This window comes from Pseudomonas sp. SCB32, assembly GCF_009189165.1.
Taxonomy (GTDB): Bacteria; Pseudomonadota; Gammaproteobacteria; order Pseudomonadales; family Pseudomonadaceae; genus Pseudomonas.
This window is the reverse complement of the sequence record NZ_CP045118.1, coordinates 4304802-4320226: the sequence shown is the minus strand read 5'-3', so window position 1 is coordinate 4320226 and position 15425 is coordinate 4304802. Positions and strand designations below refer to the sequence as shown.

Genomic DNA, 15425 nt, shown 5'->3' with positions numbered 1-15425 from the left:
CGAGCCGAGGGTGCGGCGCCACCGTGACTGCTGGAGGACGTATGACCGCCCCTTATCCGCACCTGCTCGCCCCGCTGGACCTGGGCTTCACCACCCTGCGCAACCGAACCCTGATGGGCTCCATGCACACCGGCCTGGAGGAGAAGCCGCAAGGCTTCGAGCGTATGGCTGCCTACTTTGCCGAGCGCGCCCGCGGCGGTGTCGGCCTGATGGTCACCGGGGGCATCGGTCCGAACGAAGAGGGTGGTGTGTACTCCGGCGCAGCCAAGCTGAGTACCCCGGAAGAGGCCGAGAAGCACAAGGTCGTCACCCAGGCGGTGCACGAGGCGGGCGGCAAGATCTGCATGCAGATCCTCCACGCCGGCCGTTATGCCTACAGCCCCAAGTCCGTCGCGCCCAGCGCCATTCAGGCGCCGATCAACCCGTTCAAGCCGCGCGAGCTGGATGAAGAGGGCATCGAGAAGCAGATCGCCGACTTCGTCAATTGCTCGAGCCTGGCCCAGGTGGCCGGCTACGACGGCGTCGAGATCATGGGTTCGGAAGGCTACTTCATCAACCAGTTCCTCGCCGCCCACACCAACCACCGCACCGACCGTTGGGGTGGAAGCTACGAAAACCGCATGCGCCTGCCGGTGGAAATTGTCCGCCGCGTGCGCGAGGCCGTCGGCCCGAACTTCATCATCATCTATCGCCTGTCGATGCTCGACCTGGTGGAGGGTGGCAGCACCTGGGACGAGATCGTCCTGCTGGCCAAGGCCATCGAGAAGGCCGGCGCGACCATCATCAACACCGGCATCGGCTGGCACGAAGCGCGTATCCCGACCATCGCCACCAAGGTGCCGCGCGCGGCCTTCACCAAGGTCACCGCCAAGCTGCGCGGCGAGATCGGCATCCCGCTGGTCACCACCAACCGCATCAACACCCCGGAAGTGGCTGAACAGGTGCTGGCCGAAGGCGATGCCGACATGGTCTCCATGGCTCGTCCGTTCCTCGCCGACCCGGACTTCGTCAACAAGGCCGCCGAAGGTCGCGCTGACGAGATCAACACCTGCATCGGTTGCAACCAGGCGTGCCTGGACCACACCTTCGGCGGCAAGCTGACCAGCTGCCTGGTCAACCCGCGCGCCTGCCACGAGACCGAGCTGAACTACATCCCGACCACCCACGTGAAGAAGATCGCCGTGGTTGGTGCCGGCCCTGCCGGTCTGTCCGCGGCCACCGTGGCCGCCGAGCGTGGTCATGAGGTGACCCTGTTCGACGCCGCCGGCGAGATCGGCGGTCAGTTCAACGTGGCCAAGCGCGTGCCGGGCAAGGAAGAGTTCTACGAGACCCTGCGCTACTTCAAGCGCAAGGTGGAAACCACCGGCGTCAACCTGCGCCTGAACACCCGCGTCAGTGTCGACGACCTGGCCAAGGGTGGCTTCGACGAGATCATCCTGGCCACCGGCATCGTGCCGCGCACCCCAGCCATCCCGGGCATCGACAACGCCAAGGTGATCAGCTATCTGGACGCCATCCTCGAGCGCAAGCCGGTGGGCAGCCGTGTGGCGGTGATCGGCGCCGGCGGCATCGGCTTCGATGTCTCCGAATACATCACCCACGACGGTGAATCCACCAGCCTCGATCGTCATGCCTTCTGGAAGGAGTGGGGCATCGACGAGAATCTGGAGGCCCGTGGCGGCGTTGCCGGCATCAAGCCGCACCCGCACGCGTCGGCGCGCCAGGTGTTCCTGCTGCAGCGCAAGAAGTCCAAGGTCGGCGACGGCCTGGGCAAGACCACCGGCTGGATCCACCGCACGGGCCTGAAGAACAAGCAGGTGCAGATGCTCAACAGCGTCGAATACCTGAAGGTCGATGGCGATGGCCTGCATATCAGCGTTGCCGGTGGTGAGCCGCAGCTGCTGCCGGTGGACACCGTGGTCGTCTGCGCCGGCCAGGAGCCGCTGCGCGAGCTGCACGACGGCCTGGTCGCCGCCGGCCAGAGCGTTCACCTGATCGGGGGGGCCGACGTGGCCGCCGAGCTGGACGCCAAGCGTGCCATCAATCAGGGATCGCGCCTCGCCGCCGAGCTCTGATTCGCAAGATCTGGAAAGCAGGTCCCGGAAAGTTCTCCCGGGGCCTGCGTTTTTTGCTGAATGCCAAACTGCATCACAGATTTATCTCTCCGCTCAACCGGTTAACCTGACCGGCAGGTCGGCTGCGAACCCAGTCACATTGCCTGCGACATTATTTCCCCTAGACTGGTCCGAATGTCAGGGCATTCCTGCCATCAGGGTGCCACTTTCCTACGGCATCATTTCCCAGACTTCCTCCCGCACAGGCCCAGAGGTCAATCGATGAGCATGCAGAAGAAGCCTCAGATGGTGGAAGCCGTGGTCTTCTTCAATGACCGTGGCGTTTGCAAGGAAATGCTCTACCCCGAATTCGAGGCGCTGCTCGACAACGTCGTGCAGATGCCGGATCTCGCCGAGCAGCAGGTGCGGCTGGCCTATGTGCTGATCAATCCGCGCCTGATGATCAAGGCGGCGGTGTTCTTCTACCTGGACTTCGACGAGAAGGGCGAGGCCGATCGCGGCTGGAACCTGCCCCTGCGCAACCTGTCCGAGCGCGCCGGCCGTGGTCCGGACCTGGGCGCCGGGCCGATCCGCCTGGCCTCTCGCAGCCAGTGCCCGGTGTCCTGGCACCAGATGCACCTTTGGGACCCGGATCTTGAAGGCGACAACACCCCTCTGACTCAGCTGCGCGCCGCGGCCAAGCGCAACAACCTCGGCCTGCTGGTGGAAGAGGAACCGGTGGCCGTCGAGCCCGAGCGCCTGCAGATGGCGGCCGAGCACCAATGGTATGCACCCTCCGAGGAAGAGTCCCGCGAAACGGCCGAGAAGCTGGCGCGGGAGATGCTCCAGGAGCACCAGCAGAAGACCGCCGAGCTGCTCGACCAGCACGAAACCCGCCTGTCGCAGATTAGCCTGCGGCACGAACAGGAACTCAGTCGCCTGAAGCTCGATGCGCAGGAGCAGGTCAAGGTGTTGCAGGCCGAAGCCACGGCGCTGCGCGACGGGCTCAAGCGCGAGGAAGAGATCAATGCCGGCCTGCGCCAGGAACTGGACGGGCAGGTCAGTGGATTCCAGCGTGGCCGTGAGGAGCTGACCGCACAGTTGCGGCAGATCGAGGCGAGTGGCCGCGACGAACTGGAGCAGCTGCGCCAACAGATCGAAGACGAGGCCAAGGGCCGTATCGTCGCGCTGGAGGCCCAGTATCGGGAGCAGGTTTCCATCCGCGATGCGGAACTGGGCTACCGCAATGAGCTGGACCAGCAGCTGCTGTATGAGAATCAGCAGCTTCAGCAGGAAATACTGACGTTGCGCCAGGAGACTGAAGGGCAGCGTCAGGAGCTCGAACAGTTGCGGCGCGACATCGAGCAGGTTCGTCAGGAAAGCACCCAGCTGCGCCAGGAAAGCGCCCAGCTACACCAGGAAAGTGCCCAGCTTCGCCAGGAGGGCACGCAGCTGCGCGCGCAGGCCGGGCAGGCGGAGCAGCTGCAGCAGAGTGTCGAGAGCCTGCGCCAGGAGTTGGCCGCGCAGTCGGCCCAGGCGGCGGACAGTTCGATGCTGGAGCGTCTGTCGGAGCAGGGGGTTATCTTCGTGGTCTATCACCCGGGGGCCGGCCACCTGACCCTGTCGCTTTCGGATGTCACTCGTTATCAGGAAAACCCGATGGCCTTCGCCGCCGCCAAGTGCTTCGTCTCGGAGGACCAGTACCGCCAATGGCTGGCGCACTACCAGCAGCCGACCTGCGAGGGGCGGCTGTCCAATGGCGACCGTTGCGCCCTGCCGATCGACCGTGTGGAGACGCCCGGACGATTCGTCGAAGGTGACAGCAACTGCTGCGCCCGCCACAAGACGGCCGGCCGCCTGCGCAGCGTGACCACGGCTTGAGCGGGCGCCTTGCAATACCCAGACTGGCGCCCCGTCGCACCCCTGCAATCGGTTCACCTGGATTGGCTTGAGCGCGCCGGCATCGAGCTGGCGCTGTTGCGCCTGGACCAGGTCGACGCGCTGGTTTCGGGCAATAAATGGTTCAAGCTCGCCCCCTACCTGAAACAGGCTGCCGATCTTGGTCTTGAGGGCGTGATGAGCCTGGGCGGTGCCCATTCCAATCACCTCCACGCCCTGGCGGCGGCCGGCGCCCGTTTTGGTTTTCGCACCGTCGGGCTGCTGCGCGGCGAAGAGCAGGACAATCCCACGGTCGCCGACCTGCGCCAACTTGGTATGCAACTGCACTGGCTGGGTTACGGTGGCTACCGCCGACGCCATGAAGCGGATTTCTGGAAGCACTGGCGCGAGCGATATCCCGACCTGCTGCCGGTGGGTGAGGGCGGCGGCGGTTTGCCGGGGGCGCAGGGCTGTGCGCTGCTGGTGGCGCAGATTCGCGGCCAATTGGCGGGCCTTGGCTGGAGCGACTACCAGCAGCTATGGGTTGCCTGCGGCACCGGCACCACCCTGGCCGGCCTGGTGCTGGGCGAGGATGGAGCGCACCCGGTGGTAGGTGCATTGGCGGTGCCGCCGGGGCACGGCGTCGAGGAACAGGTTCCCGAGCTATTGACGGAGGCGGGAGTCGAGGCATCGGGCTACCGATTGGTCGACGCCAGCCGGGGCGGCTTCGCGCGGATCGACCCTGAGTTGGCGCGCTTCATCCTGGACTCCGAAGCCGAGAGCGGCGTGCCGCTGGAGCCGCTGTACACCGGCAAGCTGCTGCTGGCATTGCGCGATGAGGTCGCTGCCGGGCGGATCGTCCGAGGCAGTCGCATTGTCGCCGTCCACACTGGCGGCCTGCAGGGGCGAAGGGCGATGCAGGAACGCCTCCAGGAGCTTGCCGCTCAGCGCGAATAGCCGCTGTGTACTCGCGGCCAGCGGTCGCCCACCAGGAACAGTCGTTCCTGTTCGCGCCAGCGCCCGTCCTGGAACGCCAGGCGAACCAGCAACTGCGGGAAACCGTCCTCCGGCAGCTGTGTCAGCCAGTCGGTGAACTGCGCGGCGCTCCAGCGTTCATCGGCATCGCAGGCGGCCGGCGCCAGCCAGCGCTTGCGTGACAGCACCTGCCAGCCCTCGGGATGCACCTCCTGATAGCGCGGCCACTCACTGCGATGCAGCCAGCGGCCGTGCAGGTGGTGGTCGCTGGCACCGGAAGGGGGCGGGCAGCGCGTCGGCCAGGGATAGAACAGGTAACCGCCGAGCCAGAGCCCTGCCGAGGGAGTGGCCTCGCTGAATTCTCGAACCACGCACAGGCCTTCGATCGTCGCCGAGAGCGGCAACTGGTGCTGGTAGAAGTGTTCGATCTTGCGCAGGAGATGGTCCTCCGCGCCGGGACCGAGCCAGGCGTTCGGTCCATCCGCGCTGGGGCCCAGGTAGAGCTTGATGGCCAGCTCCAGGTGGTGCAGGCCGTCGTCGTCCTCCAGCAGCAGGTCCAGCTCGCCAAGGGTGTGGCCGTTGTCGCGCACGGGCAGGTTGGCGGCCAGCAGGCGCAGGTCGGGTGCCTGTTCCAGGGCGTACTGCCAGAGTCGCTCATAGTAGCGGCCCAGGCGCTGGTGTGGCGTGGTGTCCAGTTGCTCCAGCAGCTTGGCGGGAGAGTGCTCCTGGGCTCGCAGCCAGTCGGCCAGGCACTCGGGTTCGGCAAGCCAACGGCTGGCGGCCAGCGGGTGACGCAGGGCCGGGCTGCCTGGAGTCAGCAGGGGCGGGGAGAGCAGCGTCCAGGCCAGATCGCGGACCAGTGGCTGGCGCAGCTCGGTCAACAGTTCGTTCAGCAGGGGGGTGAGAGCGCTCATTCCTCTAGCCTAGCCGCTCACGCAGCGCTGCGGTTTGCCGCTGCTTCGGCGTTTCGCCCATAATTCCGACATTCCCGCACCGCAAAGCTGTCCGGAGTCCCATGGAACCCTTTCGCAATATCGGCATCATCGGCCGCCTGGGCAGTACCCAGGTCCTGGAAACCATCCGTCGGCTGAAGCGCTTCCTCATCGAGCGCCACCTGCACGTGATCCTCGAGGACACCATCTCCGAGGTGCTGCCCGGCCACGGTCTGCAGACCTGCTCACGGAAGATCATGGGCGAGATCTGCGACCTGGTGATCGTGGTCGGCGGCGACGGCAGCATGCTCGGCGCGGCGCGCGCCCTGGCGCGGCACAAGGTGCCGGTGCTGGGGATCAACCGTGGCAGCCTGGGCTTCCTCACCGACATACGCCCGGACGAGCTGGAAACCAAGGTCGCCGAAGTGCTCGGCGGCCAGTACATCGTCGAAAGCCGCTTCCTGCTCGACGCCCAGGTGCGCCGCCACGGCGAGTCCATCGGCCAGGGTGATGCGCTGAACGACGTGGTGCTGCACCCCGGCAAGTCCACGCGGATGATCGAGTTCGAGCTGCACATCGACGGCCAGTTCGTCTGCAGCCAGAAGGCCGACGGCCTGATCGTCGCCACCCCGACCGGCTCTACCGCCTATGCGCTGTCCGCCGGCGGACCGATCATGCATCCCAAGCTCGACGCCATCGTCGTCGTGCCGATGTATCCGCATACCCTGTCGGGCCGCCCCATCGTGGTCGACGGCAACAGCGAGCTGAAGATCGTCGTCTCGCCGAACATGCAGATCTACCCGCAGGTGTCCTGTGACGGGCAGAACCACTTCACCTGCGCGCCGGGCGACACCGTCACGGTGAGCAAGAAGCCGCAGAAGTTGCGCCTGATCCACCCGATCGACCACAACTACTACGAAGTCTGCCGGACCAAGCTGGGCTGGGGCAGCCGCCTCGGGAGCAGTGAGTGATGGAACTCGACCCCTCACGCGGTTATGACCTGATCGGCGACATCCACGGCTGCGCCAATACCCTGGATTATCTGCTGGAGCGCCTCGGCTACCGGTTGCAGGGCGGTGTCTGGCGGCACGCCCGGCGGCAGGCGCTGTTCCTCGGCGACATCATTGACCGCGGGCCGCGCATCCGCGAGGCGCTGCACCGGGTGCACGACATGGTCGCCGTCGGTGAAGCGCTGTGCATCATGGGTAACCACGAGTTCAATGCCCTCGGCTGGTCGACCCCGGCGGCGCCCGGCAGTGGCCGGCAGTACGTGCGCGAGCACACGCCGCGCCACGCCAGGCTGATCAAGGAAACCCTGGATCAATTTGAAGGCCATCCGGCGGACTGGCGGGATTTCCTCGGCTGGTTCCAGGAGATGCCGCTGTTCCTCGACGCCGGGCACTTCCGCATGGTTCACGCCTGCTGGGACCACGACGTGATCGACGCGCTGCGCCAGCAGTTCCACGATGGTCGCATCGACGAGGCCTTCCTCAAGGCCACCGCCGAGCCGGGCAGCTTCGCCCAGCAAGCCTGTGACCGCCTGCTGCGCGGCACCGACATGCGCTTGCCCAACGGCCTGACCCTGACCGGTAGCGACGGCTTCACCCGCGCCTTCTTCCGCACCAAGTTCTGGGCGGAGGATCGCGCGCCGGAGACCTACGGCGACATCGTGTTCCAGCCTGATGGGCTGCCCGATGAGGTGGCCAGCGAGCGCCTGAGCGAGGAGCAGAAGTCCCGCCTGCTGACCTACGGCGCCGACGAGCCGCTGCTCTTCGTTGGCCACTACTGGCGGCGCGGCACGCCGGCGCCGATCCGGCCCAACCTGGCCTGCCTGGACTACAGCGCGGTGATGTACGGCAAGCTGGCGGCCTATCGGCTGGACGACGAAACGCGGCTGGAACGCAGCAAATTCGTGTGGGTGGATGTGAAGCGTCCGGAGGGCGATGCGTGAGTGTGGTTGAAGCGATACGGCTGCCGGCGGCGGTCGACCTGGGTGAGTTCGTCACTCTGCTGCGGCGTCTGAACGTTCCCTTCCGGGTCAGTGAGGAATCGGGCGAGCAGGTGCTCTGGGTGCCCAATGCCCAGTTGGCCGAGCAGGTGCGTACCCTGTACGAGCGTTATCCGCAGGGTGACCCGCAGTTCAGCGTGCAGGCCGAGCGCCGACGTGCCGGACCGGGGTTGCTGGAGCAGCTGAAACTGAGCTGGATGACCGCTGCGGTGTTGCTGGTGACCTGCCTCGTCGCCGCCGTGACCCTGCTCGGTACCTACCCGGAGACGATGCGCTGGCTGACGTTCCAGGATTTCCGCATGGTCAGCGAGGACCAGCTGGTGTTCGTGCCGCTGTCCGAGACGTTGGCATCCGGGCAATGGTGGCGGCTGGTCACACCGATGCTGATTCACTTCGGCTGGCTGCACCTGGCGATGAACGGCATGTGGTACTGGGAGCTGGGGCGGCGCATCGAGTACCGCCAGGGTGGCTGGATGCTGCTGGGCCTGAGCCTGAGCTTTGGACTGGTCTCCAACGTCGTGCAGTACGGCGTCAGTGGGTCGAGCCTGTTCGGCGGCCTGTCCGGCGTGCTCTACGGGCTGCTCGGCCATTGCTGGATCTTCCAGCGCATGGCGCCGACCCCGGCTTACCACCTGCCCAAGGGCGTGGTGGCGATGATGCTGATCTGGCTGCTGGTGTGCCTGTCCGGGGTGATCGACCTGCTCGGCTTCGGCTCCATCGCCAATGGCGCGCACGTCGGCGGGCTGGTCGCTGGTTGCCTGAGCGGCCTGATCAGCGGATTGCTGGCGCGCCGCGCCGGGCATTGACGCGGCGGGCGTGGGCCATGCCAGCGCGTCCCGCGTATGGCGCGCTCCTACAGGAGCGCGTGTCCCGGTGTATCCACCGGTAGGAGTGGGCCATGCCCACGAATCGCGCGCAGAGCGCGCGCCTGCCGGTAATCATCTACCGCCTGACCTCTGTTCGTGCGCCAACGCCTTTGGCCCGGTAGAATGCCGGCTTTGTTTTCTCCAGCAGGAGCCGGCCCATGTCGTCCTTCGCCGAAATGATCCAGAACATCACCCCCGAGCTCTACGAGAGCCTCAAGCTCGCCGTGGAAATCGGCAAGTGGCCCGACGGCCGCAAGCTGTCCCAGGAGCAGAAGGAACTGTCGCTGCAGGCCGTGATCGCCTGGGAGCTGAAGAACCTGCCCGAAGACCAGCGCACCGGCTACATGGGTCCGCAGGAATGCGAGTCCCACGCCGAACCGATCCCGAACATCCTGTTCTCGACCAATACCCTGCATTGATGGCTGCTTTCTGATGGTAGAGCTTGGACGCGGCGCCCTGAGCAAGATGTCAGCGCGCCTGGAAAGCCCCGTGCAATACGCCTTCCGCCTCGGCGAGACGGAAGTCCCGGTAAACCCGCTGATCGGCAAGACCCTGCGCCTGGAGTACCTGGGCGAGATCAACTGCTGCCACTGCGGGCGCAAGACCAAGAAGAGCTTCGCCCAGGGCTACTGCTACCCCTGCTTCACCAAGCTGGCGCAGTGCGACAGCTGCATCATGAGCCCGGAGAAGTGCCACTTCGAGGACGGCTCCTGCCGCGAACCGGAGTGGGGCGAGCGCTTCTGCATGACCGACCACGTGGTCTACCTGGCCAATTCGTCGGGCGTGAAGGTGGGCATCACCCGTGCCACCCAGGTGCCGACCCGCTGGATCGACCAGGGCGCGCGCCAGGCGCTGCCGATCATGCGCGTGGCGACCCGCCAGCAGTCCGGCTTCGTCGAAGACCTGCTGCGCAGCCAGGTCGCAGACCGCACCAACTGGCGCGCGCTGCTCAAGGGCGAAGCCGAGCCACTGGACCTGGTGGCAATCCGCGAGCAACTGTTCGACACCTGCGCCGAGGGCATCGTCGCCCTGCAGCAGCGCTTCGGCCTGCAGGCGATCCAGCCGGTGCTCGACATGGACCCCATCGAGATCAGCTATCCGGTGGAGGCTTACCTGGCCAAGATCACCAGCTTCGATCTGGACAAGACGCCGGTGGTCGAGGGTACGCTGCAGGGTATCAAGGGCCAGTACCTGATCTTCGATACCGGCGTGATCAACGTGCGCAAGTTCACTGCGTACCAGCTTGCCATCAGCGCCTGAGAGCCTGTTTACGATCTGCTGCGTCGGCCGTAGGGCGTTGAAAAGCGCCCTCAGATGCTCATTTACAGCACGTAAGCTCCGCTCTTCGGGCCCTTTTCGCCAACTACGGCTCCAGCTCGCAAGATCGTAAATAGGTTCTGATCGAACCTGCATTGAATTTCCGGCCCAGGGATAGCATCTAGGGATAGATGCGTTCCCGATTCGCCCGCGCCGTTCCCAATCGCTAGAGTCAGTATTCCTCCGGCCGGCCCATCCTGCCTGCCGCCTTCCAAGGGGCCAAAAGCCATGCGTACCGAGCAACCGAAAGTCATCTACCTCAAGGATTATCAGGCGCCTGAGTACCTGATCGACGAGACCAACCTGACCTTCGAGCTGTACGAGGACCACACGCTGGTCCACGCCCAGCTGGTGATGCGCCGCAATCCGGAGCGCGGCGACGGCCTGCCGCCGCTGGTGCTCGACGGCCAGCAGCTGGAGTTGCTGTCGGTGGCGCTGGATGACCAGGCCCTGGAAGCCGGCCAGTACCAGCTCGACGAGAACCACCTGACCCTGCAACCGACCGCCAAGACCTTCACCGTCGACAGCACCGTGCGCATCCACCCGGAAAGCAACACCGCGCTGGAAGGCCTGTACAAGTCCGGCAAGATGTTCTGCACCCAGTGCGAGGCCGAAGGCTTCCGCAAGATCACCTATTACCTCGACCGCCCGGACGTGATGAGCAGCTTCACCACCACGCTGTCGGCCGAGCAGCACAAGTACCCTGTGCTCCTGTCCAACGGCAACCCGGTGGCCAGCGGCTCGGAAGAGGGTGGTCGCCACTGGGCGACCTGGCAGGACCCGTTCAAGAAACCGGCCTACCTGTTCGCCCTGGTCGCCGGTGACCTCTGGTGCGTGGAAGACCAGTTCAACACGATGAGCGAGCGCGACGTGACGCTGCGCATCTACGTCGAGCCGGAGAACATCGACAAGGTCCAGCACGCCATGGACAGCCTGAAGAACTCAATGCGCTGGGACGAGAAGGTCTACGGCCGCGAGTACGACCTGGACATCTTCATGATCGTCGCGGTCAACGACTTCAACATGGGCGCCATGGAGAACAAGGGCCTCAACATCTTCAACTCCAGCTGCGTGCTGGCCAAGGCCGAGACCGCTACCGACGCCGCGCACCAGCGTGTCGAAGGCGTGGTCGCCCACGAGTACTTCCACAACTGGTCGGGCAACCGCGTGACCTGCCGCGACTGGTTCCAGCTGTCGCTCAAGGAAGGCTTCACCGTATTCCGTGACAGCGAGTTCTCCGCCGACATGAACTCGCGCACCGTCAAGCGCGTCGAGGACGTGGCCTTCCTGCGCACCAACCAGTTCGCCGAGGACGCCGGCCCCATGGCGCACCCGGTGCGCCCGGATTCCTTCATCGAGATTTCCAACTTCTACACCCTGACCGTCTACGAGAAGGGTTCGGAAGTGGTGCGCATGATCCACACCCTGCTGGGCGCCGACGGCTTCCGCAAGGGCACCGACCTGTACTTCGAGCGCCATGACGGCCAGGCCGTGACCTGCGACGACTTCGTCAAGGCCATGGAAGACGCCAACGGCGTCGACCTGACCCAGTTCAAGCGCTGGTACAGCCAATCCGGCACCCCGCGCCTGGCGGTGGAGGAGCGCTTCGACGCCGCGGCGCAGAGCTACACCCTGACCTTCCGCCAGAGCTGCCCGGCCACGCCGGGGCAGAGCGAGAAACAGCCTTTCGTCATCCCGGTGCAGATGGGCCTGATCGACAAGCTGGGCAACGCCCTGTCGCTGCGTCTGCAGGGCGAGGAGCACGCCCACGGCAGCGATCGCGTGCTGCAGGTCACCGAGGCCGAGCAATCCTTCACCTTCGTCGGCATCGCCGAGAAACCGCTGCCGTCGCTGCTGCGTGGCTTCTCCGCGCCGGTGAAGCTGAGCTTCCCGTACGATCGCGACCAGTTGATGTTCCTTATGCAGCACGACGAGGACGGCTTCAACCGCTGGGAAGCCGGCCAGCAGCTGTCCGTGCAGGTGCTGCAGGAGCTGATCGGCCAGCACCAGCGCGGCGAGAAGCTGGTGCTCGATGCGCGCCTGATCACTGCCTTCCGCACCCTGCTGCTGGATACCGGTCTGGACCAGGCCATGGTCGCCGAGATGCTTTCGCTGCCCAGCGAGGCGTACCTCACCGAGATCAGCGAAGTGGCTGACGTCGAGGCCATCCACGCGGCCCGCGAGTTCGCCCGCCAGCAGATCGGCGCGGCGCTGCACGAGCCGCTGTGGGAGCGTTACCAGGCCAACCGCAAGCAGTCCCGCGAGACCGCCTACGTCGCGGAGGCCTCGCACATCGCTCGCCGCAGCCTGCAGAACATTTCCCTGTCCTACCTGATGCAGAGCGGCAAGGCCGAAGTGCTGGCCGCCTGCCAGGAGCAGTACAAGGATTGCGACAACATGACCGAGCGCCTGACTGCGCTGGCCGTGCTGGTCAATTCGTCGTTCGAGACCGAGAAGGGCGAAGCGCTGGCGATGTTCGCCGACTACTTCAAGGAAGACCCGCTGGTGATGGACCAGTGGTTCAGCGTCCAGGCAGGCTGCACGCTGCCGGGTGGACTGGAGCGCGTGCAGGAGCTGATGAAGCATTCGGCCTTCACCCTGAAGAACCCGAACAAGATCCGCGCCCTGATCGGCGCCTTCGCCAACCAGAACGCGGTGAACTTCCATCGCGCGGACGGCGCCGGCTACCGTTTCCTCGCTGACCAGATCATCACCCTCAACGCGCTCAACCCGCAGATCGCTTCGCGCCTGCTGACCCCGCTGACCCGCTGGCGCAAGTACGCGCCTGGGCGTCAGGCGCTGATGCGTGCCGAGCTGGAGCGCATCCTGGCTTCCGGCGAACTGTCCAGCGATGTCTTCGAGGTTGTAAGCAAGAGCCTCGCCTGATCCTCCCTCCGGCGCTCCGTTCGGAGCGCCACCTGCCTCGCTAAAGGTGTTACCAGTATTGGCTGGTAACACCTTTTTGTTACTTATCGAAATTAAACGATGGTCGACTTATCGCTGGAGTGAATTGGCGCCAGGGTGCCGCCCTGTCTGCGTCGGGCCTTCCAGGGGCGGAATGCGCCATTTCGAGAGACTGATGGCGCAATCGGTCAGTGGGTTTGGTCAGTGAATGACCAGTCACAAAAAGTAGCGGGCCATATCTTTAAATTTTGTAAGTAGATTCAGCGCGTTTACAGCAATTGGCATCGGCGTTGCACCGGCCGATCCCGCTTAGCCTTTGCCTGGTCATTGGGCCGGGGGCGTGTCGAGCACCTTGGGGGAGTTTCCTTCAGATCGACGACAACAAGGCCGTGGAATAACGGCTGACAAGGCGAACCGCCCGCAGTGGTGGCGCCCATACAGAATGATCAGTCCATGGAGTGAGTCCAAATGGAAATCCCGGTTCGCAAGAGCATCTTGCGTTTCGCACCTGCTCGCGCGGGTTTTGCTCTGGCAGGTGTCCTGCCGCTGCTGATGTCGGTGCAGGCCGCCGCCGTCGAGTTCAGTTTCCTCGACAACGAGGTGAGCGGCTCGATCGATACCACGGTTTCGTACGGCACCCTGTGGCGTGTGCAGGGGCAGGACAAGACCAACAACGACATCAACGGCAACGACGGCAACCGCAACTTCGATACCGGCCTGGTTTCCGAGGTGTACAAGATCACTTCCGACATGGAAGCGACCTACAAGAACTACGGCATGTTCGTGCGCGGTTCGGCTTTCTATGACACCCAGATCATGGACAAGCGCAACGACTACTACGATAACAACCAGCCGCCGCAGCCGAGCCAGAGCTACCCCAACAACGACCGCTTCACCGATGGCACGCGCGATACCGCCGGCAGCCGCGCCGAAATCCTCGATGCCTATGTCTATGGCAACTGGGACGTGGCCGAGCATCCGGTGACCGGGCGCCTGGGTCGCCAGGTGTTCAACTGGGGCGAGGGCCTCTTCTACCGTGGCGGCGTGAACACCACCAACCCGGTGGATGCCGCCAAGTTCCGCCTGCCCGGTGCCGAGCTCAAGGAAGTGTTGATGCCGGTGGAAGCCGTGAGCTTCAACATCGGCCTGACCGACAGCCTGTCGATGGACACCTTCTACCAGTCGAACTGGAAGGAAACCCGCATCGACCCGGTCGGCACCTTCTTCTCCGAGACCGACCTGTTCGCCGATGGCGGCAACACTGCCTACACCACCGTCGGCGCACTGGCCAACCCGATGTTCCAGAGCCTCTATCCGCAGCTCTCGGCGGCCCACGTTGGCGGCCTGCAGGGTACCCAGTACCTGGATTCCAACGGCGTGTTCAAGGTCGCCAGCGTCGGCAAGGACCTCAATGCCAAGAACGACGGCCAGTTCGGCGTGGCCTTCCACTACATTGCCGAACAACTGAACTCCACCGAGTTTGGCTTCTACTTCGTCAACTACCACGCCAAAGAGCCGACCATCTACGCCGACCTGAACAGCAGCTACGCCGGTCTGGACATCGACAAGCTGGCCGGCCTGGGCGGCTTCTCTTCCTATGACCAACTCATGGCCGCCGCCGGCAGCGGCAACGCCATGGCCGGGCAGGTGCTGGGCCTGGTCAATGGCGCGGCGGCGGTGGACGTCGCCAACCAGGTAAACGCTCGTCGCGAGTACGTCGAGAACATCCGCATGTACGGCGTCAGCTTCAACACCACCGTGGCCGATGCCTCGGTGTTCGGTGAGCTGGCCTACCGCCCGAACCTGCCGATCGGTGTCGCTACCACCAACGACCTGCTGGGCGACCTGCTCAGCCAGGCGCCGCAGCTGGCCAGCGGCAAGACCGTGAACATCGGCGGCCGTCCGGTGTCGATCCGCGACCAGATCCACAACTATGATCGCGTCGAGGCCTTCAACACCTCGCTGGGCACCATCTACAACTTCGGTCCGCAGTTGTCCTTCGACTCGCTGATGGGCGTGGCGGAGCTGGCCTCCGAGCACCTGCGCGCCAGCAGCCTGCAGTACACCGCCTACGATGGCACGACCCGCTACTACTCCGGTCGCGCCAACGGCGCCTACATCTCCGGCTACAACCGTGACGATCAGGTCAACCGCGACGCCTACGGCTACACCCTGCTGCTCTCGGGTACCTGGAACGACGTATTCGCCGGCGTGAACGTCTCGCCGTACGCCGTCTACAAGGACGACTTCGAAGGCAACTCCTACCAGACCGGCAACTTCATCGAAGGCCGCCAGGCCTACACCCTGGGCGTCAAGGCCACCTACCTGAACGCCCTGGAAGCCGAACTGCAATACACCGAGTTCTACGGTGCAGGCAAGGACAACGCCAGCCGCGACCGCGACAACGTCGGCTTCAACGTCAAGTACTCCTTCTAACGACAAGCACGCACCGGGCGCCCAGCGCGCCCGGCGCGTGAACCTCACGGAGATT

11 protein-coding genes are annotated in these 15425 nt (G+C 64.9%); 10 read left to right on the top strand and 1 reads right to left on the bottom strand.

Going from position 1 to position 15425, the window contains the following annotated elements; genetic code table 11:
* Positions 1–41: 41 nt before the first annotated feature.
* The 3 genes from GA645_RS19660 (at position 42) to GA645_RS19650 (ending at position 4889) form a co-directional block, all read left to right on the top strand.
* Positions 42–2075, top strand: a complete 2034-nt coding sequence (locus tag GA645_RS19660; protein ID WP_152224649.1) for an NADPH-dependent 2,4-dienoyl-CoA reductase — start codon at positions 42–44, stop codon at positions 2073–2075.
* A 261-nt stretch (positions 2076–2336) separates the two neighbouring features.
* Positions 2337–3935, top strand: a complete 1599-nt coding sequence (locus GA645_RS19655; protein WP_152224648.1) for a chromosome partitioning protein ParA — start codon at positions 2337–2339, stop codon at positions 3933–3935.
* Positions 3936–3977: 42 nt separating this feature from the next.
* Positions 3978–4889, top strand: a complete 912-nt coding sequence (locus GA645_RS19650) for a 1-aminocyclopropane-1-carboxylate deaminase/D-cysteine desulfhydrase (protein WP_256676201.1) — start codon at positions 3978–3980, stop codon at positions 4887–4889.
* Here GA645_RS19650 and GA645_RS19645 read toward each other — a convergent pair.
* Positions 4877–5821, bottom strand: coding sequence for a DUF1853 family protein (locus GA645_RS19645; protein ID WP_152224646.1), 945 nt, complete (start codon positions 5819–5821; stop codon positions 4877–4879). The two genes, GA645_RS19650 and GA645_RS19645, sit on opposite strands and share 13 nt — an antisense overlap.
* A gap of 101 nt (positions 5822–5922) precedes the next feature.
* Between GA645_RS19645 and GA645_RS19640 the strand changes: the two genes are divergently transcribed.
* From GA645_RS19640 to GA645_RS19610, 7 genes are all read left to right on the top strand, one after another.
* Positions 5923–6810 (top strand): NAD(+) kinase, encoded by an 888-nt coding sequence (locus GA645_RS19640; RefSeq protein WP_152224645.1) that lies wholly within the window; start codon positions 5923–5925, stop codon positions 6808–6810.
* Positions 6810–7790, top strand: a complete 981-nt coding sequence (locus tag GA645_RS19635; protein ID WP_152224644.1) for a metallophosphoesterase — start codon at positions 6810–6812, stop codon at positions 7788–7790. The genes GA645_RS19640 and GA645_RS19635 overlap by 1 nt, the downstream gene beginning before the upstream one ends.
* Positions 7787–8653: a rhomboid family intramembrane serine protease gene (locus GA645_RS19630; RefSeq protein WP_152224643.1), complete on the top strand. Its 867-nt coding sequence runs from the start codon at positions 7787–7789 to the stop codon at positions 8651–8653. Before GA645_RS19635 ends, GA645_RS19630 begins: the two co-directional genes overlap by 4 nt.
* A 218-nt stretch (positions 8654–8871) precedes the next feature.
* Positions 8872–9132: a YeaC family protein gene (locus GA645_RS19625; protein WP_152224642.1), complete on the top strand. Its 261-nt coding sequence runs from the start codon at positions 8872–8874 to the stop codon at positions 9130–9132.
* A gap of 13 nt (positions 9133–9145) precedes the next feature.
* Positions 9146–9973, top strand: a complete 828-nt coding sequence (locus GA645_RS19620) for a DUF2797 domain-containing protein (RefSeq protein WP_178119582.1) — start codon at positions 9146–9148, stop codon at positions 9971–9973.
* A 285-nt stretch (positions 9974–10258) separates the two neighbouring features.
* Positions 10259–12916, top strand: a complete 2658-nt coding sequence (pepN, locus tag GA645_RS19615) for an aminopeptidase N (protein WP_152224641.1) — start codon at positions 10259–10261, stop codon at positions 12914–12916.
* Between the two features lie 486 nt (positions 12917–13402).
* A complete protein-coding gene (locus GA645_RS19610; RefSeq protein ID WP_152224640.1) occupies positions 13403–15370 on the top strand; it encodes a DUF1302 domain-containing protein in 1968 nt (655 codons plus the stop codon).
* Positions 15371–15425: the final 55 nt, after the last annotated feature.

Excerpts from the sequence above, each read along its gene's own strand:
- GA645_RS19660 (WP_152224649.1), top strand. The coding sequence starts at position 42 with ATGACCGCCCCTTATCCGCACCTGCTCGCCCCGCTGGACCTGGGCTTC.
- GA645_RS19655 (WP_152224648.1), top strand. The coding sequence starts at position 2,337 with ATGAGCATGCAGAAGAAGCCTCAGATGGTGGAAGCCGTGGTCTTCTTC.
- GA645_RS19645 (WP_152224646.1), bottom strand. The coding sequence starts at position 5,821 with ATGAGCGCTCTCACCCCCCTGCTGAACGAACTGTTGACCGAGCTGCGC.
- GA645_RS19640 (WP_152224645.1), top strand. The coding sequence starts at position 5,923 with ATGGAACCCTTTCGCAATATCGGCATCATCGGCCGCCTGGGCAGTACC.
- GA645_RS19635 (WP_152224644.1), top strand. The coding sequence starts at position 6,810 with ATGGAACTCGACCCCTCACGCGGTTATGACCTGATCGGCGACATCCAC.
- GA645_RS19625 (WP_152224642.1), top strand. The coding sequence starts at position 8,872 with ATGTCGTCCTTCGCCGAAATGATCCAGAACATCACCCCCGAGCTCTAC.
- GA645_RS19620 (WP_178119582.1), top strand. The coding sequence starts at position 9,146 with ATGGTAGAGCTTGGACGCGGCGCCCTGAGCAAGATGTCAGCGCGCCTG.
- pepN (WP_152224641.1), top strand. The coding sequence starts at position 10,259 with ATGCGTACCGAGCAACCGAAAGTCATCTACCTCAAGGATTATCAGGCG.
- GA645_RS19610 (WP_152224640.1), top strand. The coding sequence starts at position 13,403 with ATGGAAATCCCGGTTCGCAAGAGCATCTTGCGTTTCGCACCTGCTCGC.